The organism is Dictyobacter vulcani, from assembly GCF_008974265.1.
GTDB lineage: Bacteria > Chloroflexota > Ktedonobacteria > Ktedonobacterales > Ktedonobacteraceae > Dictyobacter > Dictyobacter vulcani.
On record NZ_BKZW01000001.1, the window covers coordinates 895,802 to 909,637 of the forward strand.

At 48.4% G+C, this 13,836-nt stretch carries 12 protein-coding genes and 2 pseudogenes; 7 read left to right on the forward strand and 7 right to left on the reverse strand.

Annotated elements, in window-relative coordinates; all coding sequences use genetic code 11:
* The first annotated feature begins 362 nt into the window (after positions 1–362).
* The 5 genes and pseudogenes from speB (at position 363) to KDW_RS03755 (ending at position 6,170) form a co-directional block, all read left to right on the forward strand.
* A pseudogene (speB, locus tag KDW_RS03735) lies at positions 363–1,108 on the forward strand (agmatinase).
* A 529-nt stretch (positions 1,109–1,637) separates the two neighbouring features.
* Positions 1,638–3,032: a hypothetical protein gene (locus KDW_RS03740; protein ID WP_151754720.1), complete on the forward strand. Its 1,395-nt coding sequence runs from the start codon at positions 1,638–1,640 to the stop codon at positions 3,030–3,032.
* Positions 3,033–3,254: 222 nt separating this feature from the next.
* Positions 3,255–4,199: a radical SAM protein gene (locus KDW_RS03745; protein ID WP_151754721.1), complete on the forward strand. Its 945-nt coding sequence runs from the start codon at positions 3,255–3,257 to the stop codon at positions 4,197–4,199.
* Between the two features lie 218 nt (positions 4,200–4,417).
* Positions 4,418–5,407 carry a polyprenyl synthetase family protein gene (locus KDW_RS03750; RefSeq protein ID WP_151754722.1) on the forward strand — a complete coding sequence of 330 codons (990 nt, stop codon included), beginning with the start codon at positions 4,418–4,420 and terminating at the stop codon, positions 5,405–5,407.
* Between the two features lie 16 nt (positions 5,408–5,423).
* The gene (locus tag KDW_RS03755; protein WP_151754723.1) at positions 5,424–6,170 is read left to right on the forward strand and encodes a ubiquinone/menaquinone biosynthesis methyltransferase; all 747 of its coding nucleotides are present in this window, start codon (positions 5,424–5,426) and stop codon (positions 6,168–6,170) included.
* 83 nt (positions 6,171–6,253) lie between these two features.
* Here KDW_RS03755 and KDW_RS03760 read toward each other — a convergent pair whose 3' ends face one another.
* From KDW_RS03760 to KDW_RS35770, 4 genes and pseudogenes are all read right to left on the reverse strand, one after another.
* Positions 6,254–6,649: a hypothetical protein gene (locus tag KDW_RS03760; protein WP_151754724.1), complete on the reverse strand. Its 396-nt coding sequence runs from the start codon at positions 6,647–6,649 to the stop codon at positions 6,254–6,256.
* Positions 6,650–6,730: 81 nt separating this feature from the next.
* Positions 6,731–7,042 carry an NUDIX domain-containing protein gene (locus tag KDW_RS03765; protein ID WP_307767749.1) on the reverse strand — a complete coding sequence of 104 codons (312 nt, stop codon included), beginning with the start codon at positions 7,040–7,042 and terminating at the stop codon, positions 6,731–6,733.
* On the reverse strand, positions 6,937–7,194 hold the full coding sequence (locus KDW_RS33615; protein WP_233097600.1) for an NUDIX hydrolase: 258 nt from the start codon (positions 7,192–7,194) through the stop codon (positions 6,937–6,939). The genes KDW_RS03765 and KDW_RS33615 overlap by 106 nt, the downstream gene beginning before the upstream one ends.
* A pseudogene (locus tag KDW_RS35770) lies at positions 7,178–8,097 on the reverse strand (P-loop NTPase). The gene KDW_RS33615 and the pseudogene KDW_RS35770 overlap by 17 nt, the downstream one beginning before the upstream one ends.
* A gap of 322 nt (positions 8,098–8,419) precedes the next feature.
* On the opposite strand from KDW_RS35770, the gene KDW_RS03780 reads away from it, so the two are divergent.
* Both KDW_RS03780 and KDW_RS03785 read left to right on the forward strand, forming a co-directional pair.
* Entirely contained in the window at positions 8,420–8,920 is a 501-nt protein-coding gene (locus KDW_RS03780; RefSeq protein ID WP_151754728.1) for a redoxin domain-containing protein, read from the forward strand.
* A 113-nt stretch (positions 8,921–9,033) separates the two neighbouring features.
* Entirely contained in the window at positions 9,034–10,269 is a 1,236-nt protein-coding gene (locus KDW_RS03785) for a trans-sulfuration enzyme family protein (RefSeq protein ID WP_151754729.1), read from the forward strand.
* A 151-nt stretch (positions 10,270–10,420) separates the two neighbouring features.
* Here KDW_RS03785 and KDW_RS03790 read toward each other — a convergent pair whose 3' ends face one another.
* From KDW_RS03790 to KDW_RS03800, 3 genes are all read right to left on the reverse strand, one after another.
* Positions 10,421–11,419 (reverse strand): BON domain-containing protein, encoded by a 999-nt coding sequence (locus KDW_RS03790; RefSeq protein WP_151754730.1) that lies wholly within the window; start codon positions 11,417–11,419, stop codon positions 10,421–10,423.
* Positions 11,420–11,670: 251 nt separating this feature from the next.
* A complete protein-coding gene (locus tag KDW_RS03795) occupies positions 11,671–12,300 on the reverse strand; it encodes a DUF4126 domain-containing protein (RefSeq protein WP_151754731.1) in 630 nt (209 codons plus the stop codon).
* A gap of 122 nt (positions 12,301–12,422) precedes the next feature.
* Complete coding sequence (locus KDW_RS03800) at positions 12,423–13,805, reverse strand: glycoside hydrolase family 1 protein (RefSeq protein WP_151754732.1); 1,383 nt, start codon at positions 13,803–13,805, stop codon at positions 12,423–12,425.
* Positions 13,806–13,836 lie beyond the last annotated feature (31 nt).

Here is a 13,836-nt window from a genome sequence, read left to right on the forward strand (position 1 = left end):
TTAACAGTTTAACTCAGGAGACCCCTCTTTGCCTAGTTCTTACTTTTCCGGTTTTCTCTCTTTCTTTCCGGCTAGAAATGTTCCTCAAAAATTCGGGATGACTCATAGAAGTATGGGTGCTTTAGCGCCCGAGTGCGGCTGACTGCATGCTCCCCGATGAGGGTAGGAATCAAACACTATCTGAAGAGCAAGCAGTGGAAAAGTAAAGATTGTTACATAAAGGAAAGCGTTGTGTTATGGAAGAAGAGCTGATCAGTCAGTTTGGGGCTCCTGATGCTCCTCATTGTAATCCTGAAACGGCAAAGGTTGCTATTATTCCCGCCCCCCTGGAATATAGTGTGTGCTATATGGAAGGAACACGGATGGGTCCTCAGGCTATTTTAAATGCGTCCAGCCAGATGGAGCTTTATGATGAGGAACTGGATTGCTGTCCGATTGAGGCAGGTGTCTATACCTATCCCGTCTTAGATTATAGTGGAATGGATCACGCGACGGCCTTGAAGACCACTGGAGATGCGGTCCGCAAGGCACTGGCACAGGGACAGATTCCCTTAACGCTGGGGGCGAACACTCGTTATCAGCACCGGTCATTGCAGCCGTTCACGAACAGTATCCGGATCTGACCGTGGTGCATATTGATGCCCATGGAGATCTACGTGATGAATACGAAGGAACCCCACTATCGCATGCCTCAATCGAACGTCGCGTAGTAGCTATGGGAATTCCACTCCTGGAGATCGGTATTCGCAGCTTTAGTCCTGAAGAAGCTGCATTTATGCGCACGCAACCAGATGTCGCGATTGTCTGGGCTTACCAGTTAGCGAAAGGCCTGGCTCGTATTCCCTGGGAACGCCTGAGCAAACATACCTATGTAACCATTGACCTGGATGCGTTTGATCCCGGCGAGATGCCCGCCGTCGGTACACCTGAACCAGGTGGTTTAAGCTGGTATCAGGTCCTTGAACTGTTTCAAGAAATCAATCAGCGCAGCACCATCGTTGGTATGGATGTTGTTGAGTTATGTCCCATGGAAGGCCAGACCCGTGCTGATTTTCTAGCTGCCAAACTGGTCTACAAGATGATTGGCTATCGCCTCTTCTCCAAATAAGCTGACAGCAGTGGATATCTGTAGAGAGCAGATGTGACTATTACAGATATCCCCCTCTTCAATAGCATTAGAGCGGCTACCAAAGTGCTGGCACTTTTTGGCCGTGCCAGACGAGTTATATAGGAAGCATTTTATCCCTTTTCTCCGCCTCACGGCTAGTTTACAGGGGACAGGCCATTATGGGTAGAGTAGTAGAAAGATCAAAAGTTGTGGTATACTAACAGGGACGCGCCCCACCAATCCTGGCATCACGGAGCACAGCGCGTTAAGCATTGCAGAGTAGATGCGGAACGACTGACGGGAGGAAATCTCGATGAAGATCTTGCCGATCTGTCCACTACTTTTAGTACATCCCCATATGGTACGCCATGCCATTCAATCAGATGAGTAAAGGCGCTAAAGAAGGCGATGGAAGACACAAGAAGCTTCCACGTAAGCTCATCCAAACAATACGGGTTGCCAATGCGCCAAAGCAAGCCGCGGAAGCGAATGTCTGATTGCTTTTTACAGCTTGACATTGAAAGGAAACATGACCAGAGAATTCAACAAGCAACGACGAGATGGCTCACGTCCGCCATTTCGCAATTCAACCTCCAACCGCTACGGAGAAGAGAAGTCTTCACGTCCAGCTCGGCCTCGCCTCAACCGAGAAATGGTAGATCGCGCCTGGGAGAATGGAGCAGCACGAACACACGCGGATTACCATCCACGTAGTTCCAATGGATCAGCTCAATCTCCACGTAATAACTGGCGCAGAAATAACAACGACAATTCCTCCCAGCAAACACAAGGTGATCGCCGACCTTATGGCCAGCGTCAGGGCGGCAATTATCAACGCTCAGAGCGTCCTTATGGCAATCAACAGGGTCCACGCTCCCGACCCTTTAATAACGGCAACCGCTTTGATGAAACCGGTGCTGATAAGCCAGGATACGGTAATCGTCCTGCCTATGGCAATCGTTCTAATGATGGGGGTACTGGCCGACCCGGTTATGGCAATCGCCCTGCCTACGGTAATCGTTCTAATGATGGGGATACTGGCCGACCCGGTTATGGCAGTCGTCCTGCCTATGGCAATCGTTCTAATGATGGGGATACTGGCCGACCCGGTTATGGCAGTCGTCCTGCCTATGGCAATCGTTCTAATGATGGGGATACTGGCCGACCCGGTTATGGCAGTCGTCCTGCCTATGGCAATCGCGCAGGTCAGGGATATGGTAATCGCCGCAGTACTGGTGAAACTACCTATAATCCAAAAGGACGTCCGGGATCTCGACCGCAAGCGCCAAATTCCGCTCCATCAGCCCAGCCCGAATATACGCCTGGCACGCGCGGGGCTGCACGCCATACACGTCCGGACAAGAAAGCCGATGGGCGTGGCAATCCACGCCAATCCTTTCGCCCACGTCCTCAAGCTCCACGTGCTCCCAATCCACGCTGGTTAAGCAGGCCAGAAGTTCAGAAAGCACGTGATGAGGAGCGTCAAAAAGAGTACATGCAACAGTTCGAGGGTGATTACGAACAGTTTGATGACTCAGAAATGCCACAGCGACCCTTTATACAGACCGAGCATGGCAAGCGCTACCCTCGTCAACGTAGTGAGCAGGGACCAGAAAAACATGTGACACGCTTACCAAATGGCCGTGTCATCAAAGGTTCGCGGCCCGCTCAACGCAAAAATGCTCAGTTCTGGACAGACATCGATGATGATACGGAAAAGCTCGTCGAGCAGGTAACTGAGCGAACACCTGTAGAAGATCCAGATGCCGAGGATTCCAGATCGACATCTACCAACCGAGCGCCACGACGCTCAGGCACTTCACGGGGTAAAAAGGTTGGTAAAAAAGCTGAGAGTAAAAAGTCATCAGGACCAAGTGGCCCGAAGCCTTCACAAAAAGGCTTTAAATGGCCATCTCAGCAGTAAGTATTCGTTTTTCAAGCAATGATGCATCCCGAATTTTTTCCATGGGGATCAGGATTCCCCCACCGGAGATACTTCTGGACCCAGATCAGCGGCGCATAGCCATTGATCATCCAGCTTGTCGCACGGGGCAAAAATTCGGGATGACTCATGTTTTATCAATGGTCAATTTACTAAACAGCCAACATTGAGTACCCCTCTCAGGAGGGGTTCGGAGTAGCTTGTATGTCTTATCCCAGCTATCTCAATCTCTACGAAACAGGCGAATTGGCAAAACGTGCAAATGCCGCCTGGGATGTTTTGCGCAGTTGTACTATCTGTCCGCAGAATTGCCGCTGTGACCGTACCGCTGGAAAAACTGGCGTTTGCCATTCTGGCACAGAAGCTATTGTGGCCTCATGGAATGTTCATCGACGTGAAGAGCCCCCCATCAGTGGCACACGTGGCGCCGGTACGATCTTCTTTGGCTATTGCCAGGCACGGTGCACCTATTGTCAGAATTTCTCACTCAGCCAGGGTGGTCTGGGACATCGTGTTGGGCCAGAACGCCTGGCGGATATGATGCTCTATTTGCAGAAGAAAAACTGCCATAATCTGGATCTGGTGACGCCAACCCACTTCGTGCCACAAATTCTAGCAGCACTCGTCATCGCCTGTGAGAAGGGCTTACGTCTGCCGCTTGTGTATAATTGCGCGGGTTATGAAAACCTGGAGACGCTACAGTTACTGGATGGTGTGGTTGATATCTATCTGCCAGATTCAAAGTATTCTGATAATAAAAATGCGCTACGTACCTCCAAAATGCCTCGCTATGTTGATCATAATCAGGTGTCTTTGCGAGAAATGTATCGCCAGGTTGGTCCGCTTCAATTAGATGAAGAGGGAATTGCACGGCGCGGTTTACTCATTCGCCACCTCGTGATGCCAGAAGATGTTTCGGGCACCCGTGACGTATTACGCTGGATTGCCGAGGAATTGGGACCTGATACACCAGTAAGCCTGATGGATCAGTATTTTCCAGCCTGGAAAGCTGTCAATGATCCTGTACTTAATCGACGCTTATCCTGGGCAGAATATAATACCGCCCTGGATGCGCTCGATGAGTTTAACTTCACTGCCGGATACGTCCAGGAAGATCTGGTTGAAGTCGATACAACATCTGATACGTAATACTGATAAAGAGTTATCATTATGGCTTTAGCAAGCTAGTCAAGATTACTCTGTCATACAATGGACCAGGCACGTTATAATCTGTAGGGGAAAGCTACATCTCTCAATGTGAGAAAAGTAATGGCAGTCGTAAGGATCTGACATACCTTGTAACCTACATAAGCTGTCAGAGGACATCTGGTTACGTGCTAGAAGACATGTAAAATTGGAGAACCCTTATGAACACTACGGCCACGTTGAGCCGAATATTCGCAGGCATCCAGCCTGAACTTGATCAAGTGGATGCCCTCTTTCAGGAAAGAGCAACATCTGGACTCTCAATCCTTAATTCTGCTTCCATGCATGCGCTTGCTTCACCAGGTAAACGCTTACGGACAGCTTTAACTGTGCTCTCTGGAAAACTTAATCACTATGATTTTGAAAAATTATTGCAATTGAGTGTGGCTTTTGAAATGGTTCACCTGGCCACGCTTATTCATGATGACATTATTGATGAAGCCTCGACACGGCGCGGCAATCCTACCGTGAATGCTCTCTGGGGCGATAAGATCGCTATCCTGTTGGGCGATTATTATCTGGCTAAAACGTCCGGTCTGATTGCTGAGATTGAAAATCCACGCATTGATCGCCTGTTCGCAGATACGGTTGCCACGGTATGTGAAGGCACGATCCTCGAAATGATGACATCCGGTCGCGCGGATCTCACGGTTGAAACCTATTTCGAAAAAATTAAAAATAAGACGGCGTGCTTGATTGCGGCATGTGCTAAAGGTGGCGCGATTTTGAGCGATGCGACGGATGAGCAGGTTGAGTTTCTGCACTCCTATGGCTTAAATCTGGGCATTGCCTTCCAAATCATTGATGACATTCTGGATTACACTGAAGATCAAACCACCATTGGTAAACCTGCCGGCAATGACTTGCGTCAGGGTATGGTAACACTCCCATTAATCTATGCCTTACAAGAAACACCCCAAAATGGCCATCAGGTCCAGGTACAAAGCTTACTCAATAGCGATGAGCACAATGAAAAAGATATATTGGACATAGTAGATTGGGTAACTCACGGCTATGGCGTCACTATGTCGATGAAAGAAGCCCACAATTATGCTAATAAAGCGCGTGAGGATCTTTATCATTTTCCTAAATCGCCCGATCGTGATGTATTAGATGAGCTGATCGATTTTGTGATTAGCCGCAGACGTTAGTGGAATAAAAAAAACAATGACAACAAATACTGCTTTAGAAGAAAAATTTCGTGAAGTCGGGGGCAAACGTCCCTATGTACAGCGACTGTTTGGACGGATCGCTGGTGTCTATGATTTGATGAACAAGTTAATGAGCCTGGGATTGGATGGCTACTGGCGCAAACGCGCCGCACGCTATCTGGCTCTGGCCACTGGTCAAACGGGACTGGATCTTGGTGCAGGGACTGCTGATCTTTCTATCGCAGTTATCAATGGCTCGGGCCCTGGCACCAAAATGATTGGGATGGATATCACTCCCGAGATGCTGGATGAAGGACGCCGTAAGCTAGTTCGCATGGGATTGCAGGACCGCATCGAGCTACGTGTTGGTGATGCCGAACATATCGAGCTCCCAGATAATAGTGTCGATGGTTGTTGCTCAGCCTTTACGGTACGCAACCTGACAAACATTAAGCAAGGATTCAGTGAGATGTTGCGGGTCGTTCGTCCTGGTGGCCGGGTAGTCTGCCTGGAAATCAGCCATCCTCCTGGTAAAATCTTTGGCACGCTCTTCTATCTATACTTCTATAAACTGGCCCCCCTGTTCGGTACGGTGATCGGGAAGGCTTTTGAAGAGTATAACTATCTACCCAACTCGCTTACAACGTTTCCGAAGGCGCCAGCTTTGAAGGAAATTATGGAAGAAGCAGGATGGAGTGATGTGCGTTACTATTACCTCAACGGTGGCATCGTTGCTATCCATGTTGGTACAAAAGCTGAGTGAACAGCTCCCTGGTTGGTGAAGATTGATTGCATTCATTCTGTGGCATAAAATTGGATGAATACAATCAATCTTCACTTTATGTATTATCCCTTTTTTCTTCCAATAGATGAGATGTTTCCTAGAAAACTCTCCAGCGCAGTTGCCAGATCGTGGATCTGGGCGGCTTCAACCATGGAGACCTCATGACCCGCATGTGCAATGCGATACAGCAATTGAACAGTAGGATGTTTCGTCGAGGAGGTTTCTCTAGAAGGGGCGCCAAGCAAGGATGCCCGCATCGCATCGACACTGGCGTTTACTTGCTCTAGATCAGAAACGTCAATAAAACTGGTAGCTCGGGGCGTTGAATCCTGCCCGGATCCATTGCTTGCCTCCCACTGACGCCTGGCACGCTTACCAGCCGAACAATAACAAAAACGTGGTTGGTCCGCATCAGAATTAATTAAACCGCTGTCATCACAAATTGGACAAATTGGCATTGCCTCTCTCCTTGCTCGTCCAGCGTAGCCGCTGGCTCTTTCCCACTATATCATACATAGGAAAGATCCTTCTCTACAGCTCTATGAGAGACATTGACGACCACTCAGATAATCCTTAAGCATGTGTTCACAATCAAAGGCCATGTGGCCTAGAACGGACTCAGGTGCCATCCAGCAGGCCTTCCCTTCACCAGAACTGTGTTCGGCTCCGCCCTGAATATGTCCACGATAAGCAATTGAGACCGCTCGAAAGCGTGGATCGCGATCCACCGATGAATAAATACCTACTAATCCTGTAATCCCAACATCATAGCCTGTCTCCTCATTAGCTTCCCGACAGACACACTCTTCAAGTGTTTCTTTATAACGTACAATTCCCCGGGAATGGTATATCCCAGTCCATCGCTGCGATCTACCAGCAAAATTTTGCCATCTTTTTCTACAATGACGCAGGCACTAAGGATCGGAGAAATCTGGCCTAAGGTCAAAAGAGCGATGAGTCGAAAAATAATACCAGCCAGAAGACCTTTAATCTTCTCTTTCATGCATATCCTCTTCTTTATCTGGCGCTGCTGTTGTATGTTGATCGACGCTTTGTGATTTTCTTGCCGCAAGCTGCTGGACTACTTGCACAGCAACTTGCTCAAATGCCAGGGCCACCGGAGAATCCGCCAGACTAACAACGATCGGATATCCTTTATCTCCATTGGTGACTGCAACAGGATCTAAGGGGATGCGTCCCAGACAGGGCAACTCATCTAATTGGTGCCGGTGTTCATGACTCTCAGGAAAAATAGCAACCGCCTGACCGCAATGAGGACAAACAAAACCATCCATATTCTGTACCACACCCAGTACAGGAACATTGGCACGCTGAAACATCGTGACCGCTTTCGCCGTATCAATACGAGCAATCTCCTGGGCGTGGTCACCAGGATAGCCCCCGCCAGCGCTATCTCACGACATAACGTAGCCTGCGGCTCACTGGTACCCGGAGGCAGATCGATAATCAGATAATCGAGTTCTCCCCAGTTCACGGAATAGAGCAGCTGCCGTATCAACAACCCCAATGCGTCCGGCATGGGCGCAACAGCCTGTTCTTCGCCAATAAAAAAACCCACCGACATAATTTTGATGCCATAACGCAGCAATGGAGGAATCTTTTTCTCAGATGCCAGATCTTTGCGCTCTGCCAGCGGTAAAACCGCCTCTGATTTTGCATCTGCGCGTTTACGGACACCCACCATCATCGGAATGCTAGGCCCATAGGCATCTCCATCCAGCAAGCCAACACGAGCCCCCTGTCGGGCAAGCGATACCGCCAGATTCACACTTACCGTCGACTTGCCAACGCCCCTTTGCCACTGCCCACAACAAGAACAGCACCAATATGTTCTAATTGTTCGCTTCGCATCTGATGACTCATCATCCCTCCCCAAAAAATACAAATACCCTGTCTGTACAAATCAGTATAAAAGTAATTTATGCATTTGACAAGCTCTCGCAGTGAAAAATTTGTATTTTAAGTAAAGGACAGGTTTCCATCAGATCAATTTAAAGCTAGAATAGTGAAAAACAGAAATAGCAAACTCCAATCCACATATGAGTAGGTAGCGCCACACAAGAAGCCATCTTTAGCGGCTGGATGTCAATGGAATTTTTTGTTTGTAGATCAACTAACTATAGGAAGGGGTCGCGCAATACTATATAATAATGGAAAGAATAGTGAAAGTTACCTGGCTATATCATTGATATACTTGAGGAAGTACCATGTCCAATATAAATCAACCCCATATTCCAGAGCTGGAACCTGGACAAATCATACCAGCCTTCAATCTGGCTGGAGCAGATGGTATGCCCCATAGTCCATGGGATTATAAGCAGAGAATGCACCTGGTGATTCTCCTGCTACAACACTCATCCTCTGCCGATGAGCGGAAACTATTACAGGATTATGCACGATCCTATGCAGATTTTCGCGAAGAACAGTGCGCTCTGCTGGCAATTACGACTGATACCGTACTGGTGAACCTGGGGACACAAGAAGAAATGCGTCTGCCCTTCCCATTGCTCTCAGACGTAGATGGAAAAGTTATTGCTCGCTATACACCATGGACAGCAGAAACCCATACATTAGCGCCAGCTATCGTGCTGGCAGATCGCTATAGCGCCCTCTATCAACGCTGGATAGCTGAAAAGCCAGGTGATCTGCCTGGCGTACAGGACCTGTTGGATAGTTTACAATATCTAAATAAGCTGTGCACTCCATAAATGGACCGTTCTTTATTCTAGAGGCGCCAGCACAGGCTAACTTCATCTGGCAATGCCAATGCACAGATGAAGTTAGCTAACGACATCGTTTCCCCTGTCATGAAAGGATAGCTATGACACAACACAATCCATCACAAACAACAGAATGGAATCTGGCAACCAGACTCGTCCATGGAGGCCGCAACAAACACGCAGCGCCTGCAGATGGTGGGAATCCAACTGTTCCACCCATCCATGCCAGTACGACATATGTGCATGAGAGTGTGGAGGCGCTGGATCAGGCGTTTAGTGGCAAGACATCTGCCGGTCAACCCTCCTATGTGTATGCTCGCCAGGGTAATCCAAATGCATATGGCTTTGAGAGCGCTATGGCTGATATTGAAGGTGGCGTGGGAGCAGTGGCGTTTGGCTCTGGTATGGCAGCCATGCATGCGGCTCTGCTGGCCGCTGGTCTGACTACAGGAACAAAGATCGTCGCCTCACAAGATCTCTATGGTCCAACGATCACGCTGTTGCGTAAGTTATTTTCTACTATTGGGACACAATTACTGCTGGCCGATTTTTGCCAATCGGAGATCTATGAGCTGCTACGCAACGAGGAACCAGACGTTATTTATGTCGAAACCGTCTCTAATCCCCTCACCAGAATCGTGGATCTGGATGCTATCAGTGCCGTTGCACGAGAAATCGGGGCAGTCACAATTGTAGACAGCACCTTCAGCACACCCTATCTGACTCGACCGATTGAACATGGTTTTGATCTGGTTGTCCATAGCGCGACGAAATATATCAGTGGACATGGCGATAGTACGGGCGGTGTTGTAATCAGTGCGAAAAATACACTTCTTAATCAGCTACGCGACTACAGCAATCTGCTGGGCGCTATGCTGAGTCCTTTTGAAGCCCATTTGATGCTACGCGGACTGCGTACCCTCTCCTTACGCATGGAGCGCCAGTGTAACAATGCGCTGGAAGTCGCCCGCTTCCTCCAACAGCATCCAGCTGTCGCGCGTGTACACTATCCGGGCTTGAGCGACTATCCATCCCACGAACTGGCCTGCAAGTTGATGGATCACCAGCAGTTTGGTGGACTACTGGCTTTTGAGCTCAAGGAGCAATCTCGCGAAGCAGCTTTTCGCTTTATGAATAAGCTGGATTTGTGTATTTCAGCTACTTCGCTGGGCGATGTCTTTACACTGGTCAGTTACCCTCCTATCTCCTCCCATCGCACATTAAATGCCACTGAACTCCACAAGATGGGTATCAGTGACGGTTGCGTGCGCTTATCGGTTGGTATTGAGGATAGCAAAGATATTATCCAGGATCTGGATCAGGCACTGAACGGCTAAATAGACAAAAAGAAGCAGGCTCGTTACTTACTGCCTGCTTCTTTTTGTTATGGCTACTGAAAAGGCAAGATTCGCCAGAAACATACGTTATGCCAGAAGAAAATGATTGCTGGTAAAAATGGAGATAGATGCGACCTCGCCCCTTATATAGCTACTTGGTATGTCGGATATATTTGCCAGGAATCAAATCCTCACCATCGCCACCCGCAGAAGAGGCCATAACATTTAATCCTTCTGTTTTAGGATTAACTAGCAATTCGTTGTTTACCGAGCGCACGCCCTCAAAGCTACGTGCGATCTCCTCAGCCGCAGCCTTCTGCTGAGCCGTACGGACAGTTCCACTCAAGCGGACAGAGCCCAGACGCGGATACACACCGACCGGCAGGTCTCGGGTGCGCTCATCACGTCCGAGAGCCATGGCCAGATTAGCAGCCAGCTCGTCATCACCAACCAGGCGATTCTTGATCTCAAGTAATCCCTGGACACCTGAAGCCTGATCCTCAACCATATCACCACGCAAAGAGCTGGAGATATTCCCATCCAGATACAACACACTATCCAGCACCCGGACTCTCATACCAGGAAAATCAACATGAATCGGAGCCATATCAAAAAGGACAGATTCAACCTCGCGCTGTAAATCTTCATCTGTGCGGTATGCAGCTAATGTCTGGAAAACGGGTTCGGGCACATTCGTAGAGATTACGCCAGCATCCACTTTAGTGATATATTCTGGGCGCAGCAAAAGATCTTGATTGGCCCTGAGCGAACGAGCAACTACATAGGCCAGTTCGCCACTTTGAGGATATACTGCCACTAACTTCAATGTACCACGTGAATTCGAGCCAGTTTCCTGAACACTACTGCGAGCATCCAATAGTACACCAGTTGCCTGCGTTGGGGATGCGGTTAGCTCATCACAGGTCAGCGAAAGAACTACACCATTACCTGAAGCTGCAGTTACAGCAGAAAAAGGTACATACACAGTTTTCTTCAAAAAGCGACCAACTTTCACACCCAGTGAAACGATGCGCCGCGAATTGGGATCTACTCCCAGATGGGAAAGCGTACCATCTTCTCCATCAGTACAAAATACTTTACCTCCGAAATGGAATGTCTCCATCTCAGAAATGCGAGCTAATTTCTCCATCTAAAATCTAACCTCATCTTAATTATGCAACCAGGACAGCCTGAAACAGACTATATCGTTATACTAGTGTGAGTGTAGCACCTTCTACTCGTGAATGACAAGAGACTTTACTGCTGGCCGATGGCTGATGTATACATATATTACGTACTGGTTAAAAAAAGAATGACAGAGGTCTATTTTGCATATACGGGCAGGCTCATTCATCAAGCCTGCCCGTATATTTTGAACATGGGAGATGTGGAGGAAGCAATTTAGTTCCGTCTCGATGAGCTTTGCTGAAGTGGAGTAGTAACGCCCGCCCGATTGGTTCTTGCCTGACGCCACTTACGAAAACGACGGACAATTTTTGGGGCCAGGATCAGAAAGATGACAATAAAAATGGCAACGGCTACAAGCATGACATACGGAGCCACAAAAGAAAGCAACACACTCAAGATCATCACAATATCTTCACCAATACTCAATCCCGTGTTCAAAAAACCGGCGGTAGTTGCGGTAGAAGTCACGCGTGTGGTGGCTTTGGTAGTATGGGTGACACCAGCGATACTCGCACCCACCGCCAGGGTTACGGCCAGCAACCATTTACTATCCATCATCTGATTACCGGCCGCCGCTGCGACAAGGGCACCTGTGATAGGACGAATAATGGTATGAATGGTATCCCAGACATGATCAACGCCTGGAATCTTATCGGCAACCAGATCAGCCACCGCCAGAATCCCCATCACCACCATAAACCAGGGCTGTGTAATAAAGGAAAAGTTTGAATTGACATGAAAATTTCCAGGAAAAAAGTGCGCTGCTAATGCTAATGAGAGCAAAGGAAGATATGCATTAATACCAGATGCAAAAGCGAGACCTAAGGATGTCCCTATATCCATGCTTATATTTCTCCATACCCAATGAGATAAAAAAAGAGATTCACATCAGTTTGGGGTATTATTATCCCTTTACTATAAACGTAACGTGTCTTCTGAGATCCAAACAACGCTCCAGAGAAGGTTCAAACATGAATCACTTTTCCCTGCAAACCGCTTTTCCCAAAGATAGATTCCCTGAGTTCGGGAGCATAGCGCTCAACAATAGCTTCGGTGATCGCATTCGCCTGACAGATCTCGCCGAACATACTGGCGCTACGGCGAGGTATGCGCCGTTGGGTGATAGGATCAAGCTCGATCAGGCCAAAACGGACATACCAACCATCGTTCCATTCAAAATTATCTACCAATGTCCAATGAAAATAGCCACGCACCGGTATCCCATCCTGACTAGCGCGCTGCAAAACAGCCAGATGCGCCAGCAGAGCCGCGGGCCGAAAATCATCGCGCCGATCACTGAAACCATTTTCAGTAATATAGAACGGTTTATTTCCTCGTGTCCGTTGATAGATCGATTTTAAGACCCGATAGAGCCCCCAGGGATATATTTCGCCAAAGCCATCATTAATACCCTCATCATTACGAGGCACATTTGACCGTACAACTCTGCGTCCAAAGCCTTCACCAGGGAGCAAAGGATCAAAACGCACCATCTCACGGGTGTAATAATTGACACCGTGATAATCGCGTGTACCAGCAACATGCGTGAGCGGCGGTACGACCTGTCCCACAGGAAAGGTCAGGCGACCTGTTTCTGCGGCCTGCAAAGCCGACCAGGTAAACATGCTTTCCTGCAGTGAGGCCGCACTTCTATCTAACGGCGACAACGCGTTGAGAGGATCAAACAGACGATAATGCAGACAATAGCCAATCAAAGCTTCTGGTTGAAGGTTGCGAATTGCATAGAAAGCTTCAACATGCGCCTGCATAAGATTGCGCAGCACCACAAAGGTACGGAGCAGATCTTTTTCGCCAGGGGGAAAAATACCCCTCAAATACCCTTGAAAGGCATATACATTTGGTTCATTAATCGTAATCCAGAAAGAGCAAACATCCTGCAAGGTCGCAACCACATGTTCAACATAGCGCACAAACAAGCGGATATTCTCGGCCTCCGCAAAGCCCCCGCGCTCGGTAAACCAGAGAGGATCGGTAAAATGATGCAGGGTTACGACTGGCGTCATGCGCAGGCGACGCAAATCCAGTAGCATAGCACGATAACGCTCCAGCGCTGTATCATCCCAGCGACCTTCTTCTGGCTCAATACGGCTCCATTCCAGACTTAGGCGTAATGCATTATTCTCCATCTGCTCAGCCAGCAAAAAATCATTCTCCGCATACTCCCACCAATCAGCCGCCTGACCACAGACATCACCACTGTGAATATGCCCTTGCTGTTCCCAAAGATACCATTGATTATTGGTATTCCCTCCCTCACATTGATAAGCAGCCGAGGCAGTGCCCCATAAAAATCCACGTGGAAAACGTAATATACGCTGTTGACTCATCCCATAAGCTCCATAGATTCTCCATGACAGT

Coding starts and splice junctions, on each gene's coding strand:
- KDW_RS03740 (WP_151754720.1), top strand. CDS start 1,638: ATGACCAGAGAATTCAACAAGCAACGACGAGATGGCTCACGTCCGCCA.
- KDW_RS03745 (WP_151754721.1), top strand. CDS start 3,255: ATGTCTTATCCCAGCTATCTCAATCTCTACGAAACAGGCGAATTGGCA.
- KDW_RS03750 (WP_151754722.1), top strand. CDS start 4,418: ATGAACACTACGGCCACGTTGAGCCGAATATTCGCAGGCATCCAGCCT.
- KDW_RS03755 (WP_151754723.1), top strand. CDS start 5,424: ATGACAACAAATACTGCTTTAGAAGAAAAATTTCGTGAAGTCGGGGGC.
- KDW_RS03760 (WP_151754724.1), bottom strand. CDS start 6,649: ATGCCAATTTGTCCAATTTGTGATGACAGCGGTTTAATTAATTCTGAT.
- KDW_RS33615 (WP_233097600.1), bottom strand. CDS start 7,194: ATGAAAGAGAAGATTAAAGGTCTTCTGGCTGGTATTATTTTTCGACTC.
- KDW_RS03780 (WP_151754728.1), top strand. CDS start 8,420: ATGTCCAATATAAATCAACCCCATATTCCAGAGCTGGAACCTGGACAA.
- KDW_RS03785 (WP_151754729.1), top strand. CDS start 9,034: ATGACACAACACAATCCATCACAAACAACAGAATGGAATCTGGCAACC.
- KDW_RS03790 (WP_151754730.1), bottom strand. CDS start 11,419: ATGGAGAAATTAGCTCGCATTTCTGAGATGGAGACATTCCATTTCGGA.
- KDW_RS03795 (WP_151754731.1), bottom strand. CDS start 12,300: ATGGATATAGGGACATCCTTAGGTCTCGCTTTTGCATCTGGTATTAAT.
- KDW_RS03800 (WP_151754732.1), bottom strand. CDS start 13,805: ATGAGTCAACAGCGTATATTACGTTTTCCACGTGGATTTTTATGGGGC.